Below are 23,794 nucleotides of genomic sequence, written 5' to 3'. Positions count from 1 at the left end.
GTCCAAAGATAGCGGATAAATAACGGTTTTGCATTGATATTAAAGATTGGTAATTTCAAAGTCTTTATGAATTTGATAACTTCAATTTACCAAACTTTTGTTTCGGTGTCAAAAATTTAGAGCTAAAGCTATTGTTGTGCTAAAATTATTTTATGAAACCAGTTGTTCTAATAATTCTAGACGGATTCGGCTACGACAAGCACGCCACGGAATCTCCATGGCAGCTTGCCAACCATCCCGTTTTTTCGGAAATAGAAAAATGGTATCCGTTCACCACTTTGCAAGCGTCGGGAATCGCCGTAGGGCTTCCGTGGAGCGAAGCGGGGAACAGCGAAGTCGGACACCTTACTCTTGGCGCCGGAAAAGCGATTTACAATCACCTTCCAAGAATAATCACCTCAATACACGACGGCGACTTTTTTACCAATCCGGCGTTTGTCGCGGCGGTTGACCACGTAAAAAAGAATAAAAGCAATCTGCATCTTATGGGGCTTTTTTCATCGGGCTCAGTGCACGCTTACGCCGAGCATCTTTACGCTCTTTTGGACATGGCGAAAAACAACGAAATCGGAAAAACATATCTTCATCTTTTTACCGACGGGAAAGACTCTCCAGCAACGGAAGCCGCCGGATTTTTCAAACAACTGGAAGAAAGACTCGAACAAAATTATCCGAATATAAAAATAGCGTCCATAATAGGAAGATATTTCGCTCTGGACCGCGACAGCAAATGGGACCGTATCGAAAAAACATACAAACTTTTTACGGAAGAAACGGGGCAGCCGTTTGAATACGCTTCGGCATTTATAGAAGAAAATTACAAAAAGGGAATAACGGACGAATTTATCGAACCCGGATTCAACAAAAACGCCGAAGAAATAAAAAACGGAGATGCCGTGATTTTTTTCAATTACAGAGAAGACAGCGAAAGAGAAATAACCTCGGCGTTTGTTTCAACGTCGTTTGATAAATTTGAGAGAAAAAAAGTCGCCGATCTTTTGTTCACGACAATGACCCAATACAGCGAAGATTCTCCGGCACTAGTGGCGTTTCCTCCGTTTCATATAGAAAACCCCTTGAGCAAGCTGATTTCTCTTGCCGGACTTAAACAATTTCACATAGCAGAAACCGAAAAATACGCGCATGTTACTTACTTTTTCAACGGAGGACAAGAACAGCCGTTTGACGGGGAAGACAGACTGCTTGTCCCTTCTTTAAAAATTCCTCATTACGATGACCAGCCGGAGATGTCCGCCGGAAAAATCACCGAAGCCGTTTTGGAAAGACTCGGCTCATACGATTTTATGATTATAAATTTCGCCAATACCGATTTAGTGGGACACACGGGGAATTTTAATTCATGCATAAAGGCGATCGAAGTTCTGGACGAATGCGTGGGCAGGATTCTTCCAAAAATTATAGAGCTTGGAGGCGCGGCGATAATAACCGCTGACCACGGAAACATAGAAGAAAAAATTTACAAACTGACAGGAGAAAAAAGAACGAATCACACGGCCAATCCTGTGCCGATTTATATAGTAGGAGATAAATTTAAAAAGCAGACGGCGCTTACATCGCAGGAAATTTCGCATAAATACCAAGAAGCGACCGGAGTTATAGCCGACGTCGCTCCGACAATTCTTGAACTTTTAGGACTGCAAACGCCTCCTGAAATGACAGGAAAAAGTTTGATTTCCAAAATAAATTAGGTTATTATTGTTTTTGCGAAACCGAAGGATGGCCCCTTCGTCTAGCGGTTAGGACGCCACGCTTTCAATGTGGCAACAGGGGTTCGACTCCCCTAGGGGCTACAAGCGAAGCAAAAGAGCTGTGACCGACTCCCCTAGGGGCTATTAATAAACTTTTTAATTTTTCTGGAGGAGTACCAAAGTGGTTGAACGGGCCGCTCTCGAAAAGCGGTAGGCTCGAAAGGGCCTCGTGAGTTCGAATCTCACCTCCTCCGTACCAATAATTTCTGATACGAGCTTTAAAATGGAATTATTTATCCCATACCAATACGCATATTTAACAGGCTCTCTGATTTTTTTGTTTTTCTGGCTGATTTTATTTTTATTGCGGAAAGATTTGCGACGCGAGATGCTCTGGGCAAGTTTCATAGGCATGCCGTTCGGAGCTATAGAATTATTTTTTGTCCCTCATTATTGGTACCCCGAATCTCTTTTCAATTTAATGCGGCAATACGGTTTCGGCGTTGAAGGATTTATTTACGCCTTTTCAATCGCCGGAATCGCGGCCGTTGTTTACGAATTTATCGGAAAGAAGGGTTTGAAAAAAGCCCCGGGAAAAGAAAGCAAAAAACTTCACCTCGCGCCGTTCTTTCTTTTTGTTTTGGTGTTTTTGGCCGCTGAATTTTTCACCCCGCAAAAACCCATGCTTAATCTTTTAGCGGCTTTTGTCTGCGGTTCCGTTTTGACCGGCTTTCTGCGTAAAGATTTAATAAAACAAATGGCCGTCGCGGGTATTATTTTCGGGGTTTTTTATTTTTTTCTTTTCTCGCTATTAAATGCGTTTTTTAACGATTTTATTTCGCGTTTTTATTCCAATCAGATTTTCAATAACTTCAAACTTCTTGGTGTTCCTCTCGAAGAAATACTCGGCGCTTTTTGCGGAGGAGCATTCTGGTCTGTTTTATACGAATACACACGCTCGTACAAGAACATATCTAAAAGAAACTAAAGGGGTTGCAAAAAACAAAACTCGTGGTAGAATAAACTCGGGTAAAAAGGCTCTGCTCTTTATATTTTTATTTTTCGCAAAACAAAAAGGAGGGAGAGGGAATGAAAAAAATATTTATTTGCGCCGCGGCGATAATGATTTTGTTTTTCGGAGGATCCCCGTGTTTTAGCGGGGTAATAAACTGGGAGCAAACCGAACAGGTCTATTTTGCCGCCTTAGACAGCGGCAAAAGGGTAAAAACAGACCTGCCGGTCTTGGCTTTTATAACAGAAGCCAAAAATCTTAACCAAGCCGAAAAAATGATACGGCTTTGGATTCTGGCGGCAGACACAAATTATAGAGGCGGAATTCTTCCGGCTTTAGGAGTTTACATGGGGCTTTTTGAGGACAAGTCTGACGGCAGCGCAAATAACACCGAAAGGCGCGAACTTTTTTTAAAAGAATTAAACGGGCTATTGCTCATCTTAAACGCGCTGGACGAGCAAATCCGAGACAAAAAATTTCCAATCAGCCCGGAGATGGCGGGAAAAAACAGAAGCTCTTGGAATCAAGCTCACTACCACGGGCAGGAGATTGGCGCCTTGGAAAAAATTCTTTCGGAAGTTGAAAAAATGCCAGCCCTTTCTCCGGCGCAAATGGAAGATTTTCTGGTCAGATTCAGCGGAGCGCTGGTCCAGGCCAGAACCGCCTGTTTTGAGGAAGACTAAAACCGAGAACCGCTTTCGGCGGCCAGACCCCGGCGGACAGAAAACATACTCTGTCCGCCGTTTTATTTTTCCAAAAAACAAGATATAAATAACTTTATGCGTATTCTTGCGATAGAAACGTCTTGCGATGAAACGGCGATAAGCGTCGTAGAGGCAACCGGAATTTTTCCAAATGCCCGTTTTAAAATTCTTTCAAACATAATTTCCTCGCAAATTAAAATACACGCAAAATGGGGCGGGGTAGTGCCGACACTGGCAAAAAGAGAACACCAAAAAAATTTAGTGCCGGTTTTAGTTAAAGCTTTAAAAGAAGCGGGTTTGTTAAAAAGCCGAAATCAAAAAATAAAAAGAGAGAATGAACCAAACGATATTTTAAAAAGAGAAGATGTTTTACTGAAAAAGACTCTGCCGTTTCTAAAAAAATACGGAACGCCAAAAATTGACGCGATAGCGATAACTCATGGTCCGGGGCTTGAACCGGCTTTATGGGTAGGAATAAATTTCGCCAAAGCGCTTTCTTTCGCGTGGAACAAACCGATTATTCCGATAAACCACATGGAAGGACACTTCTTTTCGGCTTTTCTTCAAGGAAAAACGGAAAAAAAATCACCAATTATCAATTTCCGGTTTCCAAAAATAAAATTTCCGGCGGTAGCGCTTCTTGTGAGCGGAGGACACACGGAGATTGTTTTAATAAAAGAATGGCTAAAATACAAATTACTCGGCCAGACGCGCGACGACGCGGCAGGAGAAGCTTTTGACAAGGCGGCAAAAATGCTCGAATTAGGTTACCCGGGAGGCCCGGCCATCGCCGCGGCCGCGGGAAAATTTCCAAATTCCAATTTCCAAATTCCAAAAATAAACTTGCCGCGGCCCATGCTCAATTCAAAAGATTTTGATTTTTCTTTTTCCGGACTTAAAACCTCTCTTCTTTACAAACTTAAAGAATTTCCGAAAATTACGGAGGAAATAAAAATCTCGGCTGCTTATGAATTTCAAAACGCGGCCGTTGAAGTGTTAATCGCAAAAACACTGCGCGCAGCAAAAGAAAACAAAGCGGAAACCATAATTTTGGGCGGCGGAGTAGCGGCAAACAGCGAATTACGAAAGCGGCTCGCCAGCCAGAAACCGATAATCGACAATCAAATAAAACTTTTAATTCCGGAAATAAAATTCACGGGTGATAATGCCGCGATGATAGCGCTCGCAGGGTACGCCGAACGCGGCAAAGGAACGGACCCCGGCTCGAAAAAATTCCTTAAAATTCAAGCAAACGGAAATTTAAAACTATCTTAAATCTTTCCCAAAAAACAAAAAATTGGTTAATATATCCTTTATGGCAAGCGATTTTAACAAGCCTTACGACCCGAAAGAAATAGAACAAAAAATTTACGAAAAATGGGAAAAATCGGGATATTTTAATCCCGATAAATTAAAATTGCCGAAAAAAGCGAAGCCTTTTACTATTGTAATTCCTCCTCCAAACATTACCGGCTCTTTACACATGGGGCACGCGTTAAACGCCACCATACAGGACATCATTACACGCAAAAAACGAATGCAGGGTTATAAAACCTTGTGGCTACCCGGAACAGACCACGCGGGAATCGCCACTCAAAATGTGGTTGAAAAAAATCTTTTAAAAACCGAAAACAAAACTCGCCACGATTTGGGGCGCGAAAAATTTCTGGAAAAAATCTGGGAGTGGAAAGAACAGTACGGAAATACTATTTTAAACCAGCTCAAAAAGCTGGGAAGTTCGTGCGATTGGTCGCGAACGCGTTTTACCATGGACAAAGATTACCAGGAATGGGTAAAAAAAGCTTTTCTTCATTACCACAAAAAAGGATGGATATACCGCGCCGAACGGGTAATAAACTGGTGTCCGAAATGCCGCACGAGTTTGTCCGACTTGGAACTTGAATATAAAGAAGAGCAAACGAAACTTTGGTATATAAAATATCCCATAAAAAATAATGAAACCCTTCGACAAGCTCAGGGCGGCCGCGACTTCGTCGTGGTCGCGACAACGCGGCCCGAAACTATGCTTGCCGATACAGCCGTAGCGGTAAACCCAAAGGACGCTCGCTACAAAAATTTTATAGGTAAAAAAGCGATACTCCCGATTGTTGAAAAAGAAATTCCCATAATCAGCGACAGAATTATTGAACAAGAATTCGGGACAGGCGCGGTAAAAGTCACGCCAGCCCACAGCATAATAGACGCGGAGATAGGAGAAAGAAATAATCTTCCTGTTTCAAAAGCCATAGGAGAAAACGGGAAAATGGTTTTGGACGAAGAACTCAAAAAAACAGAGGCCGCAAAATACGACGGACTCACCGTAAAAGAGGCGAGAGAAAAAATCGTTCAGGAACTGGAAGCGGAAAGACTTATTGAAAAAATTGAAGACTACACGCACAACAAAGCGGTATGCTACAGATGCGGAAGCACGGTTGAAAATATTCCAAGCCTTCAATGGTTTCTGAAAATGGGCGAACTGGCGGCAAAAGCGGCAAAGGCCGTAAAAAGCGGCAAAGTAAAATTCCACCCGAAACGCTGGGAAAAAGTTTATCTGGACTGGCTTAAAAATATCAAAGATTGGTGCATATCGCGGCAGCTTTGGTGGGGGCACCAAATTCCGATTGAAAACTCCGAAGATGTTTTAGATACATGGTTTTCGTCCGCGCTATGGCCGTTCGCCACGATGAGCGAAAAAGATTTAAAAACCTTTTATCCCGCCAATGTGCTTTCAACCGCGCGCGATATAATAAACTTATGGGTAGGACGCATGGTTTTTTCGGGAATTGAATTTGAAAAAAAAGAGCCTTTCAAAGACGTCATTATCCACCCGACAATACTCACAAAAGACGGAAAAAGAATGTCAAAATCCCTGGGCACCGGCATAGACCCGATGAATTACGTGGAAAAATACGGGGCGGACGCGACAAGGTTCGGGCTTATCTGGCAAGATATGGCAGGACAAGATATGCACTGGTCGGAAGAATCGGTTTTGGCCGGCAAAAAGTTTCTAAATAAAATATGGAACGCAAGCCGGTTTGTTTTACAGCAAACCGCCGAAGTGAAAACAAAAGGAAAAATCCAAGGTTTGACGAAAGAAGACAAAACGATTTTAAAAAAACTGGAAAATATCATAAAAACTACGGATAAAAATATTGAAAAATACAGATTCGGATACGCGCTTCGCGATCTTTATGAATTTTTCTGGCATGATTTCTGCGACAAATACGTTGAATCATCAAAAAAACAAATGGAAGACGCTAAATTAAAAAACAGCACGGCAAAAATATTAATTTATACCCTTACTTCATCTCTTAAACTTTTGCATCCTTTTCTGCCGCATATCACGGAAGAAATTTGGTCAAACATGCCGGACGCGAAAAGAAAAATGTTAATAGTGGAAGAGTGGCCCGAATAAAAATTTATGAATTTCAACGAATTATTTTTTGCGATGACGGGAGGCATAATGCCCGCCCTTTTATGGCTTTGGTTTTGGCTAAAAGAAGACCGGCTCCATCCGGAACCGCGACGACTTCTAATACTCACCTTTTTGGCCGGAATGGGGGTAGTGGCTTTGGCTCTTCCGATTGAACAAATCACCAATTGGGCGTTCAAAAAAATGGCGATTGAAAACCTTTGGGGAGGGTTCGCCCTTTTATTCATGTGGGCGCTCGCGGAAGAACTCACAAAGTACCTGGCGGCACGCAAGGTGGCGTTTGAAAGAAAAGATTTCGACGAACCGATTGACGCCATCATTTATCTCATCACGGCGGCTCTTGGTTTTGCCGCCTTTGAAAATGTAATTTTTTTGACGGAGGTCGTGGGTCATTACGGATTTTTAGCCGGAGTAGTAACAAGCAATTTAAGATTCGCGGGAGCCACACTTTTGCACGTTTTAAGCTCATCCTGTATCGGCGCAAGCATAGCTTTTTCCTTTTTTCACAAAGAAAAGCTAGGCAGAAATATTTTTGGCGGGCTTATGTTGGCAACACTGTTGCACACGTTTTTCAATTATTTTATAATAAAGACAAACGGAGAACATATTTTTCAGATTTTCTTTCCTCTTTGGCTGATGGTCATTTTTCTTCTCTATATTTTTGAAAAAGTTAAAAAATTAAAAAGGTCGGCGCAAACACCGACAACTCTTGAGTAAAATTATGAACATGAACAAAAGATCTTTTTTTGACAGACTCACCGGAAATTATTCCGACGACGCCGAAGAGCTGGGGAAATTCGAGCGCAAAAACAAAGCTGTCGCGAAAGAAGACGACTGGATGAGCGGAGACTCCGAAGAGGGACAACTTACGGTTGACATGTATCAAAAACCGAATGAAATCGTGATAGAAGCCATGATCGCAGGAGTAAAACCAGAGGATTTGGATATTTCGGTGACAAAAGACATGATAACGGTCCGGGGGAAAAGGCAGCAAGCAAGGGAAGTGACAGAAGAAAATTATTATTACAAAGAACTTTACTGGGGAAGTTTTTCCCGCTCAATACTTCTCCCGCAAGAAGTGGATGCCGATGCCGCGGAAGCTTCTACAAAAGACGGCGTGCTTATTGTCCGCCTGCCAAAAATAGACCGCGACAAGGTGCAAAAACTGAAGATAAAACACGGATAAAATAAATCGTATAAAAATAGTGAAAGGCAGAAATTGAAATAATTTCTGCCTTTTGGTTTTAATCTTTTCCGCGTCCGGACCGCTCCGAAATATTTCTGGCTATTTCCTCGTATAAAAAAGTCGGAGTAATACCGGCATTTTCTCTGGGAGGACAAATATAATCGTCTTTTTGAAACACCGCTCTCTCCTGATGAGAATTCCACACGGTTTTTAAAGTATCGTTTCCTCCCTTAATATTTCCCAGCTTTTCAAAGCACCCGGGACAGGCATAAACATCTCCTTTAACATTGATGTAAAGACCATTCCCCAGCTGGCTGCATTTTAGACCTCCGATAAAGGGGAAGATGCCGCCAAAAGGAATGTCAAAATCAATATTTTGCCGGTAAATGGCTTTATACAATTCGAATTTTTGATCTAACGACAAATCTATTGACCGGCCGGTTTCTTTTCTTAGGTTAAAGATACCGCAAGGCATTGAAGTTACCATATCGGAATAAATGTTCAGGTAATATTTCAATTTATCAATATCCAAAAGTTCGGTAAAATTATGGATATTGGCTTGCACTTCAAGCCCGAGCCTGGTGGGGCTTTCATCAGTAAAACCTCTTTCCAGCAATTTCTTTAATACTATATTTCTCTTGTCGCTGAAATTTTTTCTGTGCACCATGGCATCCATAACTTCAGGTTTGAAACTATCGCCTTTGATAAAAACCGAATGGCCATTTTTATAAAGATAATCAATTATTTCGTCCGGGGTCATTCCGTGCAGTTTTATAGTCTTTTTTTCATCAGCCAATACATATCCGGCCGTAAACAGCACCGCCTTTATCCCTTTTTCGGTTAAATATCTGAAAGCGTCCATAAATCTTCCGTCTTCAAAAAATTCTCCGGCGCCTATAAGCTTCACTGCTTCAACTCCCATAAGAAACGCTTGGTCTATCAGATTTTTCCATTCATCCAAAGTAAGGTTCTTGGACAAACTTATGTCTCTCTCGTCATCGGCCCTAAAACAATATTCGCAACGCAAACCGCAGATGTCGCCAAATTCAAGATCCAAAATTTTCAAACGGTCGGAAGCATAACTTTCCTGGATATCCGCCTTGGGGAACCACCAATGTTTTACTCCGTTAATAAAATTATTGCCAAAAGTTTTTCTTGAAGGCAATTCCCCAGCTAGAATGTAAGGCAGAAACAAATCAGAAATTTCCTTGATGCTAAAAATCGGCTTTCCCATTTTTTCTTCTCCTTTCTAACAGCTAGTTTAAAAAGCAACCAAAACCGCCATCTTTTTCTATCCAAATTTGTTTTTAATCCTCCTTCTGTTTTTCCTCTATTTTCAACGTACGGCGAACCTGTTCTGCCATGAAAGATAGCACGTAAGAATAATTTGTCAATATAAATAATCAATTTAATATTTTACAGGCTAATAAATACAGGGAGATAAGCATATTTTGTAAATATTGTTATAAACTATTGACACAATTTAAACCATTTACTAAAATGTTTTTATGATCAAAGAACAAATAATTAAAGTAGGGAGTCTGCTAAAGCAAGCGGGTTTCTTAGACAAAGAAATATCTGTTTTTCTGGCTCTTTTGGAAATTGGGAGAGGAAAAGTTTCGGAAATTTCGCGAAAAGCCGGAATCAACAGAACAACAGGATATGTGATTCTTGACGGCTTGGCCAATAAAGGGCTAGTCGGCATTTCGGGCAAAGAACCCAAACAAGAATATATGGCGGAGTCTCCGGAAAAATTAGTGAACTTTCTGAACAATAAAGCAAGAAAACAAAAATTTATTGCCGACGAAGTTAACAAAATACTTCCGGAGCTTATGACAACATACAATATAGGAGATCGGCCAAAGGTACGTTTTTATGAAGGAATTGAAGGGCTAAAGCAAGTTTACGAAGACACTCTTACCGCTTCTAAATCAATTGTCGCGTACGCGACTTTTGACGATATGCACAAAACTCTGCCCAATTATTTCCCGGATTATTATAAACGTCGAGCCAAAAAAGGGATTTTTGCCCGAGGAATTGCTCCGGATACGCCGCTTGCCCGCGAACGCATGAAACTGGGGAAAGAAGAAGCTCGTGATTTGGCTTTGGTCCCCGTTGATAAATATAATTTTTCGCCTGAAATAGATATCTACGACAATAAAATTATGATTGCTTCTTGGAGAGAGAAACTTGGAATTATTATAGAGTCCGGAGAGATTGCCGACGCGATGAAAAAAATTTTTGAATTGGCATGGTTGCAGGCTAAAAACATGGGCAAGCTTGAATAAAATAAACTACAGACAAAAACACCTTCATTTTAATGAAGGTGTTTTTCGTTATGGACAAAAGTAGGGGGAAAGAACTAAAAAGAGCTAATTCAAGATATTATTTCAAGATGAAAGAAGTGTTCGAAACGTATCCCGAAGAAAAGCAACAAATTCAGGCTTATACCGAACAGCGGATTTTACCACCGGGCGTAAATCCATTGTTAGATAATTCGGATCAATCCTAACGTCCTTTGCCACAAATTCTTGAACTTTTGGACCTAAAAGTTCAAGCGTCTTCTTGCTAAAACGTCCGTCTTTTTTTACCTTAAGCTGACCGTCTGCCATCGCGTAGACAAGGGAATCGCGGAAATAACTGTTTCTTCTGAGGGCGGATTGGACTTCCGCCGCAATTTCCTTATTGGTATTTCCGCCACCGGTAAGTTCCACCGCGGCGATATCGCAATTATAGGGGTCTGCCGGATAACTTCCGCATTTAATTCCAAAAGCCACGGCCCATTTTTTCCCGCCGGCATTAAAAAGCGCGGCGGACTCATAACCGGTATAGCCGGTCCGCGATCTATGCCAATCCGAGTCATCGGCGATTTCAGCCATCGCTCTTGATGAAAATTGAATTTCTCTGCATCCCTCTTTAAGGGCGTTATACACGCTTTCAAGAAGTTCTCTTGAAGACAGTCCTTGTTTTTCTTCCATCCTTTTGCCTCCTTTTTGGTTTTCAAAGTTCCAAAACGCAAATCAATCCAAACTGTCAATAACCGTCTCCGGCAAAAATACAATAAAACAGAGGGAAAAATCAAGAACCAAAAATAAAAACAGAAATTCTTTGGAATTTCCCAAACAATCAATATAGAGATTTTTCTTCTAAGCCTTCGGGCAAGATTAGAACAAAACATCCAGTCTGACCTTTTCTAAGTATGATGCCGAGGAGTGGAATCGAACCACCGACCCTTTCTTTTTCAGAGAAATGCTCTACCACTGAGCTACCTCGGCAATATTAAACTTTAATTATTCTCTACCTGCCTGCCAAAAAGCTTCTGTATATTTTGAATCAAATCAGACGGCTCGCTTTTCGGCTGCGTTTCTCCAGTACCGCTCAAAGCAGAAATATCTGATTGAATTTTTACGAAGGTGTCCCAAAAAGTAGATACGAACGGCTGGATATAGTAGTAAGCGCCAAGCGATATTATTATTATGAGCGTCCATTTCAAAAAACGAAGCACCCTGCCGATTTGCTGGCTATGGTGCATTTTTTTCAATATATTAAGGGATTCCTCGGAAACTTCAAGGTTGCGCTGAAGCAATTGTTTTAATTCGTCCATTTTTTGATTATCTCAAATTTTTGCCAAAATAAAAAGCAGTTTGCTTTTCTTTCACCGCTCCGTTCGCTTCGCTCATTGCGCGGTGAGGGATTTTGCCACAAATATCCGCCATTGGCGGATTTTTCGGCCCCGCCTCGTTTGCCTCGCTTTGCTCGGCATAACTCCGGCCTTCAAATCCCGGCGAAAAGCAAAGCAGTTTGCTTTTCTTTCACCGCTCCGTTCGCTTCGCTCATTGCGCGGTGAGGGATTTTGCCACAAATATCCGCCATTGGCGGATTTTTCGGCCCCGCCTCGTTTGCCTCGCTTTGCTCGGCATAACTCCGGCCTTCAAATCCCGGCGAAAAGCAAAGCAGTTTGCTTTTCTTTCACCGCTCCGTTCGCTTCGCTCATTGCGCGGTGAGGGATTTGAACCCCCGGCCTTCGCTGTGTAAAAGCGTTGCTCTGCCACTGAGCTAACCGCGCGCAGTTTTTTAAATTCAAAAATACTTTTTTTCTTCTTTGTTTCTACTAAATTCCTGAAAGTTTGATACTGGTGCCCCCACCAGGAATCGAACCTAGATCTGCTCCTTAGAAGGGAGCCGTTCTATCCGTTGAACTACGGGGGCTTGATTATTTAAAAACTTTAATTAAATAGAAGGATCGTTTATGTTTGGAACTTCCTGCTTATATTTTTCAAAAGCGGATTCTTTTTCAACCATATTTTCTGATATCTTTGTCAAAAGGTCAAACTCCACCGACTCAATGGAAAAATCCTTTTCTTCCGCGACAATATTCAGGCTTTCTTGAAGTCTTCCCAAAAAACGCAAATTCAAAACAAATATTACAACGAAGAAGAAGAAAAAAGCAATGAGCCCCAGACGCCACGTCAGCCCTCTTCCAATCCTGGGTTTCTTTATTTTCAGCAAATTTTTAAATTTTATTCCCATTTTTATTTAAAACTTAAAAGCCGCACGGAAAAACCGGCTTCCCATTTTTTACCTTCAACCAAATTTTGCAGCTGAAGCCTGCTTATTTTTATCTGGTAAGGATCGTTTTCGATTAAAACAAGAAATCGATAGATATCGGAAAAATCTCCCGCGGCGGTAAAACTGAAAAACGGTTTTGCGCCCACGGAGCCAAAGCCCATTTCAACGGATTTCATTTCCATGTCGACATTCGCGATTTTTGCCAAAGATTCGAGCTCTTGTATAAATTTTATCAGATTATCTTTGTCCAAAAAGACGGATTCTATTTTTTCCTTCTCTTCTTTCGCTTCAGCAAGCTGGTCCTCAAGGCGTTTTGTATTTTCTATCCTTTTTTCGTTTATCAAAATACTTGTTTTAAGCTCGTCAACTTTTGCTTTTTTCTTATACTCGGCGGAAAGCAAAAAATAAATTGCGGAAACCAGCGCCATATTCAATAGCGCTATTAAAGCCAGGCTTATTATGAATTTTTTTCTTCCTTTTCCCATTTTAATTTTTAAGGACTATTTCAATTAAAAAATCAAATTCTTTTTCCGTCAGAATATTGGACACAGGAGATTGAATTGATTCAAATTCGCCGCTTCTTCTTAAATCACCGGTGAAATCAAGCAAATCATCGCGGCTTCCGGCAAAACCGGTAAGATTCACTTTAGAAATAGAGGCTCCGTCTTTTGCCGGCTCAAAAGAAAAAGATTTGATTTTAAGGGAAGAAGGTAAAAATTTCGCAATAATAGAAATTTCTTTTGAAATTTTTTCCGCATCCGGCGCTTCCGAAGAAAAACTTTTTAAAAATTCATTCAATTCTCCGACGTTTTCCTCCAGCACGACCAAATTTTTCATTTTCGCCAAATTTTCAGTGGAAGCCATCTGCTGCTGAAAATTTTTAAGATAAACATCGGAAGTAAAATAAAGAACGAACGCCGCGGCGGCTTCAACGAAAAAAAGAAAAGCCAGGCCCAAGCCAAAAACCACGATAAAACGCCTTAAAATTTCGCGCTCCGCCTTTTTTTTGCAGGAAACAGGGAGAAGATTAATCATGGTAAAAAGACCTCAAGGAAAGCCCCAGCGCCGTCGCGTACAAAAGAGATTCTCTTCTTTCCATCTCGGGAACATACTCCTTAAGTGAAGTTATATTGATCCACGGATTGCCGTTTTCTACCGTTCGTTTTAGCTCATGAGAAAAATAATCCGTAAGTCCGGGCATATTTGCGTCTCCTCCGCAAAGAAGAATTTTTTCTATGTCAATATTTTCAAAACCCTGGTCGGAAGCGTGAGTCTGCCAATAACTCAAAACTCTTTTTGCTTCGTCCTTTAAAACCGAAATTGCAGGCAAAACCGCGGACAACGCCGCACTTTCTCCGTTAGCCCTGAAGACTATATTCTTTTTTTCTTTCTCGGCTTCAAAGACATTTATGTTCATGGCCTTGGAAAGAGCGCTGTCCATGCTTTCCCCTGCGACCGCCACCGTTGAGCAGAATTTAACGCATCCGTTTTCTCCGACAAAAAAACTCGTTCTTGTTTTGCCAAAATCAATAACCATTGTCGCTTTGCCATCAAGAGCGCTGACCAAAGAGCGAAAAACCGATTGGCTTTCCACCTCAAACGCAAAAGGAGAAAGGTCCGCTTCGTCCAAAACTTCGGCATAGTCTTCGGCAATCTTGGAAGGAAAAACACTTAACACGACATCCAGACGATTTTTTTCCGGGAAACGCCCTATTATTTCAAAATCAAAAACAACTTCGCTTGAAGGAAGGGGGACTATTTCTTCAATCTGGACTTCAACGCTCCCCCTGACTTGGCTGTCTTCGATAAAAGGAAGGTGTATCAGTTTCAAAAACGCTTTTTCTTCGGGGAGAGCAATGGCCGTATTTTTATTGTCCAGATCCCGCGCCACGTTTTTCAGCTGTTCAACAAGTTTTACTTTATCCAAAATAACGCCTTTTTCTATTATGCCTTTTTCTATTGTTTTCTTCCCGAACTTTTTAAGCGCAAGCAACCCGCCGCGGCTATCCAATTCCGCATATTTGATGCTTCTGTCGGAAATATCAAGACCGACTACCGGCACGCGCAGATAATGGGGGAGCGGAAAAAATTTAGAAAACAATTTCATGAAAGCTTATGATTGTTAATTATACTATGTATAATCCGAACCTCCAACCAGACGTATCCAACCGGCGTGGATAATGCTATTATTCCCCGTATGAAAAAACTGCCCAAAAGCGCGAGAATAAATATAAGAAAAGAAAAGAACCGCATCCGCGGTCTGTTTCTGCCTTTTGAGGAAGAAACGGAAAAAATAAAAAAAGTCTGCCAGCAACACAGGCATCTTGAAAAAAAACTCTCTTAAAACTAAAGTAAAAACATGCTAAGCGTTTTTCCGGAACTCCTAAAATACCAGGAGTTGTCGCCTCTTTTTTTAAGATTGGCGCTTGCAGTGATGTTTTTCGGAACCGGCCGCGCTAAAATCCTTACGGAATTCGTACAAACAGCCAATGTTTTTAAAGCGGCAGGATTTAAACGCGAAAAATTATGGGTTTATTTGACGGGTCTTCTGGAAATCGCTTCCGCCACAATGTTCGCGTTAGGAATTTTTACGCAAATAGCCTGCGTCCTCGCTGTCTTAATAACTCTTTTTATGATTGTAAAAATAAAAAGAGGGGCGGGATTTATCGGCGGTTGGGATTTTGATTTTCTTGTGCTGGCGGCGGCTTTATCAATTTTAGTTTCAGGCCCGGGAATTTTTTCTTTTGACTTACCATTGTAAAAACAGGGATGGAAACGAAATTCTACAACAGCACCATAAAAAAACGGATAGGATTCGACGAAGTCATCGAGGAAATAAAATCGTATGTAAATGAAAAACCGGCTGACCGTTATCAGGTAACCGTTGGTTCGGATTCTCCCGGAATAAAAAACACTTTTTTTGTTACGGCGATAACGGTTTTACGGGTAGGGAACGGAGGCAGATATTTTTGGACGAAAACAGGAAGAATTTTTTGCCACACTTTACAGGAAAGAATTTACAAGGAAGCGATGCTTTCAATAACATTAACGCAAGAACTGAAAAGCCGGCTTAAAGAAACCCTTGGAGAAGAATTTTTCTGGCCGGTCTCCGCAGACGGATCCGCGCCGCCTGGCGGAGTAAACAACCAGATAACCGTGCACATAGACGTAGGACAGAATGGACCGACAAAGGATTTTGTGGAAGGAGTAATAGGCATGGTAAAAGGCCACGGTCTTGAACCGGTGATAAAACCTTTTTCTTTTTGCGCATGTTCGGTCGCGGACAGGCATACATGATTAAAACTTGCCCCGTTAGCTCAGTTGGTAGAGCAACTCCCTCTTAAGGAGATGGTCGGGGGTTCGAATCCCTCACGGGGCATCGGCAAGTAAGATGAAAAAAATCTTTCTCATCCTTCACAACATCCGGTCGCTTCATAATGTCGGGTCTATTTTCAGAACCGCCGATACTGCCGGAGTATCAAAAATGTATCTTACCGGCTATACTCCGGCTCCTTTGGATATTTTCGGAAAGACCCGGAAAGAAATCGTCAAAACCGCGCTCGGCGCGGAAAAATACGTTGCCTGGGAAAAACAAAAAAACATCGGGAGATTAATAATAAAATTAAAAAACAACGGAGTTTTTGTCTCCGCCGTTGAACAAAGTAAAAATTCTATTGATTACAGAGAATTCGGTTCTGTCCGCGCGGACAGAATAAAATTTCCCGCCGCTTTAATTTTGGGAAACGAAGTTCGCGGACTCTCGGAACAAATTCTTAAAAAATGCGACGCCGTAATAGAAATACCGGTAAAAGGGAAGATGGTTCGGCAAGCCGGTCATCCTAAAAATCGGAGCCTCAGGCAACGCCGCGGAAAAGAATCTCTGAACGTGGCGGTCGCCGCAGGAATAATACTTTTTAAAATTTTAGAAAACTAATACGCCGAAGTAATAACTATATTGCCGTTTCTGTCTTTTAAAATAATTCTCTCGCTGGTTTTCTTCCAAAGCTCTTCCTCTCTATCCATGTAAACCCTCCATTCGGATTGATAAAAATTCTCGTCGTTTTTATGAGTTGAAACGCATTTATTGTAATTAAGTTTTTCCGAAATCGCCGACGCGCACTCATCGCCAAGCTTTACTGGAACCGAAACGTTTACCCTGCACGAGGAAATTGTTTTTATAAAATCGCGGCAAGCGTCCGAAAGGCCGGCCGGCCAATCTTCGTCTTTGGGATAAGGGCATTTTTTTGAAACAGAAGGATAAAAAAGATTCGCTTGGCTTAAATAGCCCGAACATTTATTTACCCTGAAACTGTATCCTATCGGGCTTCTTCCTGTATTGATAACGGCTTTTTCTCCGGGCTTCAAAACAACGTCAGTTTTATAATTTTCAGAACCGGCAACGACAAGATTGACCGCTTGCGGTATTTTTAAATCGAGTCCGGTTTTTCCCACAAGAATCCATCCGGTTATGTCTATCGAATTTTTATTTCCGCTTGAAGCTTTTATTTCTATGTATTCTCTTTGGGGCTTCGCCTCCCGGGCACCCGAAACGCTTATGCTTATTTTATCTCCGGAAGCCAAAACGCCGTTTGTTCCGCTCGCCTCGGAAGAGGAAGACCCATAATTTTCATCCAAGGGAGTCTTGTCCACAAAAAGGTCTTTTGGAAAAGGAATGTTTTTAGGTCCGCCCAAAGCGTACCAAACCAAAAACAAACCCAAAAGAAAAACTAAGACAACTTTCAGGTCTTTTTCCGGTCCTTGGCTGCTTCCGATTTCCATAATTTTATAATACCACAGTAATTTATAATTTTTGATGCACGGGGCAATAAAACGCGGAACGGCCTTTGACCTTTATTCTTTTGATGATGCCGCCGTCTTTTTTCGCGCATTTTTTGCCTTCCATTTGATACGCTTTATGTTTGTGCTGATATCCTCCTTTTCTGCCGTAAAGATCGCGATAATCTATAATGGAATCTCCCCGCGATTTTATGGCCTGGTTTAAAATTTTTTTAATGGAAGCGCGCAGTTTCACAAAATCTTTTTTGTTGAATCTTGAAACTTCGCAAAACGGGTGCAACCCGGCCTCCCATAAAATTTCACTCGCGTAAATATTTCCAATTCCCGAGATTATTTCTTGATTCATTAAAACGTCTCTTATCTTTCCTTTTTTATTTTTAAAAATTTTTTCAAGAGTTTTTATGGTAAAATCCGCAGAGACAGGATCAACTCCGATATTTTTTATGTCTTTTAAATTTTCAAGGTCGCTGGTTTTCCATATCAAAACCTTGGAGAATTTTCTGACATCGGAAAGGGCAAGCTGTTTTTTATTCGATAATTCAAAAACAAGATGTATAAATCGATTTTGAGGATCTTCCAGCAAAGGCCCTTTATCAACGCTTAACCACTTATTCTTTTCCATCCGCCATTTCCCATACATCAAATGGCCGGTCATTTTTTGATGAATAAGCAAAGTTTTTCCGCCGGAAAGATAAAATAAAATATTTTTTCCGCGCCGTTCAACTTTTAGAAATTTACTTCGAATTAATTTTTTCTCGAAAAGAAAGGAGCTTGCCGGATGTTTAATCATTTTCGGAAAATCGGTCCAAACACCGAAAATTTTTAATCCGGGTAAAACTTTTCTGAGATCATTTATTATTGTCTGGACTTCCGGAAGCTCGGGCATTTCTTGTTTTTAAAAATAAAACTGCCATGAAACCGCGCAACAGACAGGTTTGACTCAATATTATTCCTGTTTAGAATTCAAAATTTTCCCGATTTCTTCTCTTGCCACATCCCTGTCGTCCCAACGAATTTTAGACCCATTAGGTCCCATTATGAAAGGGTCGGTTCCTTTTCCGGTAATCAAAACTGTGTCGCCTTTTTTAGCCGTACGAAGCGCTTCCCGGATGGCATCCCTGCGATCGGCCATTATTTTGTATTTAAAAGGAGATTCTATTCCCATGGCAATGTTGCTTATTATTTCCGCCGGGTTTTCATCATAAGGATCTTCGTTTGTAAGTATTATTTCATCGCAATTAGCGGCAGCGATACGGCCGAATTCAATTCTTTTCCATTTGTCGCGGCCGCCGCCGGTGGCACCCAAAACACAAATGCGGCGCGAGGCCTGAAAAACTTCATAAAGCTTTTGAAGAGAGTCCGGGGTATGCGCGTAGTCGACGACAATTTTAAAATCCTGACCTTCATTAATAAATTCAACGCGGCCGGAAACTCCTGAAAATTTTTCAACGGCTTTTTTAATCACGGACTCTCCGACGGACTGAGACAAGGCGAAGGAAACCGCAGCCAATAAATTATACAAATTGAATTCGCCTAAAAGTTTTGAACTGAAACTTTTTTCTCCAATTTCAAAATCGATTCCGTTTTCCCTCAAAATAAATTTTGAAACATAAAGTTTTTTAAAATCTTCACCCAAACCGTTTTCTTCAAACCCGCGTCCTTCTATCCCATAAGCCCATCTCTCTTCCGCCTTGAACGGAAGAAAATATTTTATATTTTCATCGTCCTTGTTTAAAACCAAAACCTTTTTCTTTTTCCGCGATTTCTGAAGCGCTTTAAAAAGCTCCACTTTCGCTTCGCGGTATTTTTCGAAAGAACCGTGCGATTCGATATGCTCCGCCGCCAGATTGGTAAAAATCATGGAATCAAGGGCGATAAATTTATGCCTGGACTGGGAGACGCCCTGTGATGTCATTTCCAGAAGGGCATACTCACAGCCGCCTTTTGCCGCCTTGCGTAAAAATTTTTGCACGAAAAATCTTCCCGGCATTGTCATCTTTAATTCATTTCTTTCTTCCTCATCTCCGACTTTAAAACGCAAAGTAGACATCAAAGCTGTTTTAAAACCGGCTTGTTCCAGGATAGCGTTTATTATTTCCAGCACTGTTGTTTTTCCTTTTGTGCCGGTCACTCCAACGACAAAAATCTTGCGGGAGGGAAAACAATAAATTAAAGCGGCAAAAAAAGCGAGGAGCCGGTGGTAAACCGGCTGAAAAAAAACAAATAATTTTCGGGGAATAAATCTTTTCAGAAAAACAAAAAATGTTTCAAGCGTCATGCTTCAATTTTTGTTAATATTTCTCAGCGCTTCTCTTACAATATTTTCCGTTCCTTTAATATCCTGGCCAACTTTCATCACCGCTTCGCGGCTTTCCCTAAGCGAATACCCGAGAGACTTCAGCGCTTCAACGGCGTATTCTCCTTCGACAAAAGACCCGTCTTTTATCAAAACTCCAGAGGCGGAAAGTTTGTCTTTCAATTCCAATATTATTTTCTCCGCCAATTTTTTGCCGATTCCGGAAACTTTGGTCAAATATGAAATTTCTCCGGAACCGATGGCTTTTTTCAAAACATCGAGCGGCGCCACGGATAAAACAGCCAGCGCGCTTTTCGGACCTATTCCTGATATTTGGATAAGCTGTTCGAAAAATTCCAATTCCGAGTAATTAAGAAATCCGTAAAGACTAATGTCGTCCTCGCGGACATGAGTATGAATCCACAAAATGAATTTCTCTCCCGTCGCCGGAATACCAGAAAGCGTTTCCATGGAAATAAAAATCTTGTAGCCCACGCCCGCCGTTTCTAAAACAACGAATCTTTGCGCCTTAAAAACAACTTCGCCTTCAATTCTTGCAATCATAGTAGTATCTTACATTAGCATTGCAATTTTTAACATATTTGATAGGATAAGCGTACATTTAAAAACCAGCCGTATGCCAATAACCAAATCAGCCAAAAAAGCTTTAAGGCAATCTCTAAAAAGAAAAAACGCGAACAGAAAAAAGAAAGAAGCGTTAAAAGGAAAAATTAAAGACATTAAAAAACTCCTTTCTCAAGATAAAAAAGGGGAAGCGTTGAATTTGCTTCCCGAAGCGTACAAAGCCATAGACAAAGCCGTAAAAACCGGAGTTATAAAGAAAAATCTGGCGGCAAGAAAAAAATCCGGCTTGGCCAAAAAAGTTTCCTCTAAATAAAAACGTCTTCTAAAAAGAAAGTATAAATTTCTCAAGCCCGCAAGAAAGGTCAGCAAGGCCTTTGTTGTTTTTATGGTACAAATCAACAAGAGAAAAAGACATGCGCCTCAAGCGGTCAACGTCAAAATGGTCAGCGGCTTTTTTTGACTTATCGTACGCGTATTTATTCATGCCTTTCGTTTCTCCTTTTTTTATAGCGGAAAGAATCTTGATTTTAAAAACGATTTTCCAAAAAATTTCTTCCGCGGGCATGCCTTTTAGCATTTCTTCCTGGGATAAAATCCACGCTTCGTTCTTTCTGCCTGAAAAAAGGGCATCGGCTATTCTGAAAAGATTTGGCCCGAAATAGGCAAACTTAGGAACTGCCGAGGGGGCTTCGCCGCCGAAATCCCAAAACCCGGAAGCGTCGCTTTTTTCTTTTTCTTCAAATTTCTTATCAATAAAGACAAAAATGTTTTCCGAATCTTTGATCTTTCCTAAATTCTCGGACAGGAAAGGAGCAGACCTCTTATCGGAAAAAAGACCCCTGGAGACGACGGCGCTTTGCGAGAAAAACAACCCCGAAGCGCCAAGCAAGCCGCTAAAATCTTCTTCTGAAAAGTTATCCTCGTCAAAACGAAAAATGGAAAGCCTTTCTTGCTTTCCGGAAAAATCTTTTAAAAGCTCGTTAATTTTTTTGGAAACCTTTTCAATATCGGTTCCCGAAATTAAATAAAACATTTCGCCTAAATATATTTTTCTTTAAGCACCTCTCTGATTTTTTTGGCTATTTCTCCCGGGGTATAATTGGCTTTTACAAGATAATCCGCCGCTCCGGCTTCCCGCGCCCTGTCCACGTCTTCTTTTTGTCCCAAATTGCTTAAAACAATCACGGGGATTTTGTTCGTTTCCGGATTTTTTTTGATCTGGCTTAAAAATTCAAATCCGTCGATGCCGGGAAGAATCAAATCTAAAAGCATAATTCCCGGTTTTTTTTCTTTTATCCGCAAAAACGCTTCGTTCGCGTCTATGGCGGAAAGGACATCAAAACCTTCTCTTTTTAATTTTTGAACAACGACTTCTCTCAAGAATTGGTCGTCTTCAATAACTAAAACGGTTTTTTCTTCTCTTAATACGTTGTCTTTCAGGTGTTCTGTTTCAATATTTCCACCGATAAATTTTTCTCCGGGGCCTATCACTTTTTCCACCTTTTGCAAAACATCAGACGGATTAAAATCGGCTTTTATCAAATAGTCCGCCGCTCCAAGTTTTAAAGCCCTGTCCACTTCTACAGGCTGACCGGAATTTGAAATTATGACAACCGGCAAATTAAAGCCCTCTTTTCTCAGATCTTCCAAAATATCAAGTCCGTTTTTTGAAGGAAGCAGAATATCCAGCAAGACCATGTCGGGTTTGATCTCTTTTACCATGTTTTCTCCATCAAGCCCGTCTTCGGCGGAAAAAACATCGTATCCTTCCATCTTAAGTTTTGATTTAATCGCGACAAGAAGAGTCTTTTCGTCCTCAATCACTACAATTTTTTTACGGTCCATAAAAATATTTTCTTATAATTAGAAAAACGAACCAATTAAAAGCAGCATAATTCAATTTTAACCGAAAAACGATTAAAACAAAAATTCGTCAAGAAGAGTATTTCGTTTTAAAAGGCAAAAACACGTTAAAAACCGTTCCTTTTCCTTCTTCGGACTCGAAACTTATCTTTCCTCCGTGTTTTTCTGTTATGTTTTTGGAAAGATAAAGACCCAGCCCGGTGCCTTCGGTTTGCATCCTGACGACATTATCTCCGCGGAAAAACTTGGTAAAAACCCGACTTTTTTGTTTTTCCGGTATCCCAACGCCAGTATCTCTGACCGAGACAATTACACCCTTTTCTCCGGCGCTAACCGAAAAAGACACTTCTCCTCCGGAAGAAGTGTATCTTATCGCGTTATCTAAAAGGTTAGACAAAACAACTTCCATGCGCTGAACGTCAAAAGAAAAAAACAAAGGGGTTTTTCCGACATTTATAGTTAGTTTAACTCCGCTTCTTTCAGCGGCATCCCTGAAATTGGACGCGACAACAGCCGAAAAATTGTTAAAGTCTTCCGACGTAAACTTGAAACCGAATTGGCCTTCTTCTATGCGACTTACGTCCAGAAGATCGTTAACCAGCTGTATCATCCTTTCGTTTGAAGCATAACCTCTTCCGATAAATTCTTTCTGCTTGGGAGTAATATCTCCGAAATCACCGTCCAGAATCATTTTTAAAACCCATTTAACGGAAGAGAGTGGCGTTCTTAGTTGGTGAGCCGCAACGGAAATAAATTCGGATTTTATTTTATCCATGGCTCTTTCTCTCGCAACATCATGGAAAACAACAAGGCGACCTATCCGCTTACGGCCGCTTCCTACCGCAAAGGTTGAAATTTCCGTAGCGTCTTCGCCTTCAAACACAACAGGTTTGCGAAAAACCTTTTTTAATCCGGGACCTATCGCGTCGGCAACAGCCTTGAAACGCCGGTTTCTGGACAATTCGGAAAAAGAAGACGACAAAGCATTAAATTGCTTAAAGCCCAGAAGATTTTTAGCGAACGTATTCATAAGAGCGAGCTTGTTTTCTTTGTCGAAAAAAATAAGCCCGTCGTCCATACCGAACAAGATAGCTTTTGTTTTACTTTCTTCTTCTTCGGCAATTTCTTTGGCTTTCCGAGTTTGCTCCAGTGTTTCCGCCAGGTTCACCCGCGCTTTTTCGAGGTCTTTTGTCCTTTCTTTTACTTTATTTTCAAGATTTTCCTGAAATTTTTTGCTCTCGGTTATATCGGATACCGCCATAAAAAAACCCACGATATCTCCGTCGTCATCCATCCTGGGCGCGAGGGAAATATTCACCGGTACTTGCCGGTTTTTTTTGTCCAAAAGAATCATCTCCGTTTCGGCGCGTTTTTTCTCTTTTGAAACTTTCCTGAAAAAAATTCTGGCTTTCTTTTTATCCTTAAAAAGAAATTCTATTTTTTCTCCGATTATTTCGTAGTCATTGTACCCGCAAAGCTTCAGCGCCGATTTATTCGCGTCGATGAAGATGCTTTTAGGATTGAGGATAAAAACAGCAAGCGGCAAAAACAGCGAAAATTCTTCTATGTATCTTTCAAGATCTTCCACGTCGGCCTTAAGCCGGGGAAGGAGATGTTTTTTATTCTTTTTTTTCATCTCG

27 protein-coding genes and 6 tRNA genes are annotated in these 23,794 nt (G+C 41.1%); 16 read left to right on the top strand and 17 right to left on the bottom strand.

Annotated features, from left to right (window positions below; translation table 11 throughout):
- The first annotated feature begins 152 nt into the window (after positions 1–152).
- From gpmI to PHC85_02325, 9 genes are all read left to right on the top strand, one after another.
- Positions 153–1,709: a 2,3-bisphosphoglycerate-independent phosphoglycerate mutase gene (gene gpmI / locus PHC85_02365; protein MDD5032932.1), complete on the top strand. Its 1,557-nt coding sequence runs from the start codon at positions 153–155 to the stop codon at positions 1,707–1,709.
- Positions 1,710–1,739: 30 nt separating this feature from the next.
- A tRNA-Glu gene (locus tag PHC85_02360) sits at positions 1,740–1,811 on the top strand.
- 65 nt (positions 1,812–1,876) lie between these two features.
- A tRNA-Ser gene (locus PHC85_02355) sits at positions 1,877–1,963 on the top strand.
- Positions 1,964–2,097: 134 nt separating this feature from the next.
- A complete protein-coding gene (locus PHC85_02350; protein ID MDD5032931.1) occupies positions 2,098–2,697 on the top strand; it encodes a lycopene cyclase domain-containing protein in 600 nt (199 codons plus the stop codon).
- A 101-nt stretch (positions 2,698–2,798) separates the two neighbouring features.
- Complete coding sequence (locus PHC85_02345) at positions 2,799–3,404, top strand: hypothetical protein (GenBank protein MDD5032930.1); 606 nt, start codon at positions 2,799–2,801, stop codon at positions 3,402–3,404.
- 96 nt (positions 3,405–3,500) lie between these two features.
- Positions 3,501–4,700 carry a tRNA (adenosine(37)-N6)-threonylcarbamoyltransferase complex transferase subunit TsaD gene (locus PHC85_02340; GenBank protein MDD5032929.1) on the top strand — a complete coding sequence of 400 codons (1,200 nt, stop codon included), beginning with the start codon at positions 3,501–3,503 and terminating at the stop codon, positions 4,698–4,700.
- A 40-nt stretch (positions 4,701–4,740) separates the two neighbouring features.
- Entirely contained in the window at positions 4,741–6,840 is a 2,100-nt protein-coding gene (locus PHC85_02335; GenBank protein MDD5032928.1) for a valine--tRNA ligase, read from the top strand.
- A gap of 6 nt (positions 6,841–6,846) precedes the next feature.
- Positions 6,847–7,575, top strand: a complete 729-nt coding sequence (locus tag PHC85_02330; protein ID MDD5032927.1) for a PrsW family intramembrane metalloprotease — start codon at positions 6,847–6,849, stop codon at positions 7,573–7,575.
- A gap of 4 nt (positions 7,576–7,579) precedes the next feature.
- Entirely contained in the window at positions 7,580–8,044 is a 465-nt protein-coding gene (locus PHC85_02325; GenBank protein MDD5032926.1) for an Hsp20/alpha crystallin family protein, read from the top strand.
- Positions 8,045–8,102: 58 nt separating this feature from the next.
- Here the strand turns inward: PHC85_02325 and PHC85_02320 are convergent, their stop codons facing one another.
- Entirely contained in the window at positions 8,103–9,278 is a 1,176-nt protein-coding gene (locus PHC85_02320; protein MDD5032925.1) for a radical SAM protein, read from the bottom strand.
- Between the two features lie 274 nt (positions 9,279–9,552).
- On the opposite strand from PHC85_02320, the gene PHC85_02315 reads away from it, so the two are divergent.
- The gene (locus PHC85_02315; GenBank protein MDD5032924.1) at positions 9,553–10,332 is read left to right on the top strand and encodes a helix-turn-helix domain-containing protein; all 780 of its coding nucleotides are present in this window, start codon (positions 9,553–9,555) and stop codon (positions 10,330–10,332) included.
- Between the two features lie 102 nt (positions 10,333–10,434).
- Here PHC85_02315 and PHC85_02310 read toward each other — a convergent pair whose 3' ends face one another.
- From PHC85_02310 to pilM, 9 genes are all read right to left on the bottom strand, one after another.
- A complete protein-coding gene (locus PHC85_02310) occupies positions 10,435–11,022 on the bottom strand; it encodes a hypothetical protein (protein ID MDD5032923.1) in 588 nt (195 codons plus the stop codon).
- A 225-nt stretch (positions 11,023–11,247) separates the two neighbouring features.
- Positions 11,248–11,319, bottom strand: a tRNA-Phe gene (locus tag PHC85_02305).
- Between the two features lie 11 nt (positions 11,320–11,330).
- Positions 11,331–11,648 (bottom strand): hypothetical protein, encoded by a 318-nt coding sequence (locus PHC85_02300; GenBank protein MDD5032922.1) that lies wholly within the window; start codon positions 11,646–11,648, stop codon positions 11,331–11,333.
- 390 nt (positions 11,649–12,038) lie between these two features.
- Positions 12,039–12,110 (bottom strand) — tRNA-Val (locus tag PHC85_02295).
- A 68-nt stretch (positions 12,111–12,178) separates the two neighbouring features.
- Positions 12,179–12,253, bottom strand: a tRNA-Arg gene (locus PHC85_02290).
- A 21-nt stretch (positions 12,254–12,274) separates the two neighbouring features.
- On the bottom strand, positions 12,275–12,574 hold the full coding sequence (locus PHC85_02285; GenBank protein ID MDD5032921.1) for a hypothetical protein: 300 nt from the start codon (positions 12,572–12,574) through the stop codon (positions 12,275–12,277).
- 2 nt (positions 12,575–12,576) lie between these two features.
- Positions 12,577–13,098, bottom strand: a complete 522-nt coding sequence (locus PHC85_02280) for a hypothetical protein (GenBank protein MDD5032920.1) — start codon at positions 13,096–13,098, stop codon at positions 12,577–12,579.
- Position 13,099: 1 nt separating this feature from the next.
- A complete protein-coding gene (locus PHC85_02275; GenBank protein ID MDD5032919.1) occupies positions 13,100–13,648 on the bottom strand; it encodes a hypothetical protein in 549 nt (182 codons plus the stop codon).
- The gene (gene pilM / locus PHC85_02270; GenBank protein MDD5032918.1) at positions 13,641–14,720 is read right to left on the bottom strand and encodes a type IV pilus assembly protein PilM; all 1,080 of its coding nucleotides are present in this window, start codon (positions 14,718–14,720) and stop codon (positions 13,641–13,643) included. Before pilM ends, PHC85_02275 begins: the two co-directional genes overlap by 8 nt.
- A 90-nt stretch (positions 14,721–14,810) precedes the next feature.
- On the opposite strand from pilM, the gene PHC85_02265 reads away from it, so the two are divergent.
- The 5 genes from PHC85_02265 (at position 14,811) to PHC85_02245 (ending at position 16,547) form a co-directional block, all read left to right on the top strand.
- Positions 14,811–14,957, top strand: a complete 147-nt coding sequence (locus PHC85_02265; GenBank protein ID MDD5032917.1) for a hypothetical protein — start codon at positions 14,811–14,813, stop codon at positions 14,955–14,957.
- 15 nt (positions 14,958–14,972) lie between these two features.
- On the top strand, positions 14,973–15,374 hold the full coding sequence (locus PHC85_02260; GenBank protein ID MDD5032916.1) for a DoxX family protein: 402 nt from the start codon (positions 14,973–14,975) through the stop codon (positions 15,372–15,374).
- 8 nt (positions 15,375–15,382) lie between these two features.
- Positions 15,383–15,910 (top strand): ribonuclease H-like YkuK family protein, encoded by a 528-nt coding sequence (locus PHC85_02255; protein MDD5032915.1) that lies wholly within the window; start codon positions 15,383–15,385, stop codon positions 15,908–15,910.
- Between the two features lie 9 nt (positions 15,911–15,919).
- Positions 15,920–15,992: transfer RNA gene (locus tag PHC85_02250), tRNA-Lys, on the top strand.
- 12 nt (positions 15,993–16,004) lie between these two features.
- On the top strand, positions 16,005–16,547 hold the full coding sequence (locus tag PHC85_02245; GenBank protein ID MDD5032914.1) for a TrmH family RNA methyltransferase: 543 nt from the start codon (positions 16,005–16,007) through the stop codon (positions 16,545–16,547).
- Here the strand turns inward: PHC85_02245 and PHC85_02240 are convergent.
- Genes PHC85_02240 through ruvA form a run of 4 tightly spaced genes read right to left on the bottom strand, consistent with a single transcriptional unit; the run spans position 16,544 to position 20,270 of the window.
- Positions 16,544–17,392 (bottom strand): hypothetical protein, encoded by an 849-nt coding sequence (locus tag PHC85_02240; GenBank protein MDD5032913.1) that lies wholly within the window; start codon positions 17,390–17,392, stop codon positions 16,544–16,546. The two genes, PHC85_02245 and PHC85_02240, sit on opposite strands and share 4 nt — an antisense overlap.
- A 22-nt stretch (positions 17,393–17,414) precedes the next feature.
- Positions 17,415–18,296: a bifunctional DNA-formamidopyrimidine glycosylase/DNA-(apurinic or apyrimidinic site) lyase gene (gene mutM, locus PHC85_02235; GenBank protein MDD5032912.1), complete on the bottom strand. Its 882-nt coding sequence runs from the start codon at positions 18,294–18,296 to the stop codon at positions 17,415–17,417.
- A 60-nt stretch (positions 18,297–18,356) separates the two neighbouring features.
- Positions 18,357–19,688: a UDP-N-acetylmuramyl-tripeptide synthetase gene (murE, locus tag PHC85_02230; protein MDD5032911.1), complete on the bottom strand. Its 1,332-nt coding sequence runs from the start codon at positions 19,686–19,688 to the stop codon at positions 18,357–18,359.
- Positions 19,689–19,691: 3 nt separating this feature from the next.
- Entirely contained in the window at positions 19,692–20,270 is a 579-nt protein-coding gene (gene ruvA / locus PHC85_02225; protein ID MDD5032910.1) for a Holliday junction branch migration protein RuvA, read from the bottom strand.
- Between the two features lie 73 nt (positions 20,271–20,343).
- On the opposite strand from ruvA, the gene rpsT reads away from it, so the two are divergent.
- A complete protein-coding gene (gene rpsT, locus PHC85_02220) occupies positions 20,344–20,604 on the top strand; it encodes a 30S ribosomal protein S20 (protein ID MDD5032909.1) in 261 nt (86 codons plus the stop codon).
- A 9-nt stretch (positions 20,605–20,613) separates the two neighbouring features.
- Here rpsT and PHC85_02215 read toward each other — a convergent pair whose 3' ends face one another.
- The 3 genes from PHC85_02215 to PHC85_02205 form a co-directional block, all read right to left on the bottom strand.
- Positions 20,614–21,324, bottom strand: coding sequence for a hypothetical protein (locus tag PHC85_02215; GenBank protein MDD5032908.1), 711 nt, complete (start codon positions 21,322–21,324; stop codon positions 20,614–20,616).
- A gap of 5 nt (positions 21,325–21,329) precedes the next feature.
- Entirely contained in the window at positions 21,330–22,136 is an 807-nt protein-coding gene (locus PHC85_02210; protein ID MDD5032907.1) for a response regulator, read from the bottom strand.
- A gap of 88 nt (positions 22,137–22,224) precedes the next feature.
- Entirely contained in the window at positions 22,225–23,790 is a 1,566-nt protein-coding gene (locus tag PHC85_02205; protein MDD5032906.1) for a PAS domain-containing sensor histidine kinase, read from the bottom strand.
- Positions 23,791–23,794: the final 4 nt, after the last annotated feature.

It is taken from the genome of Candidatus Paceibacterota bacterium (genome assembly GCA_028711505.1).
Taxonomy (GTDB): domain Bacteria; phylum Patescibacteriota; class Minisyncoccia; order JAHISW01; family Tagabacteraceae; genus JAQTSC01.
This window is presented reverse-complemented; position numbering and strand designations above follow the sequence as displayed.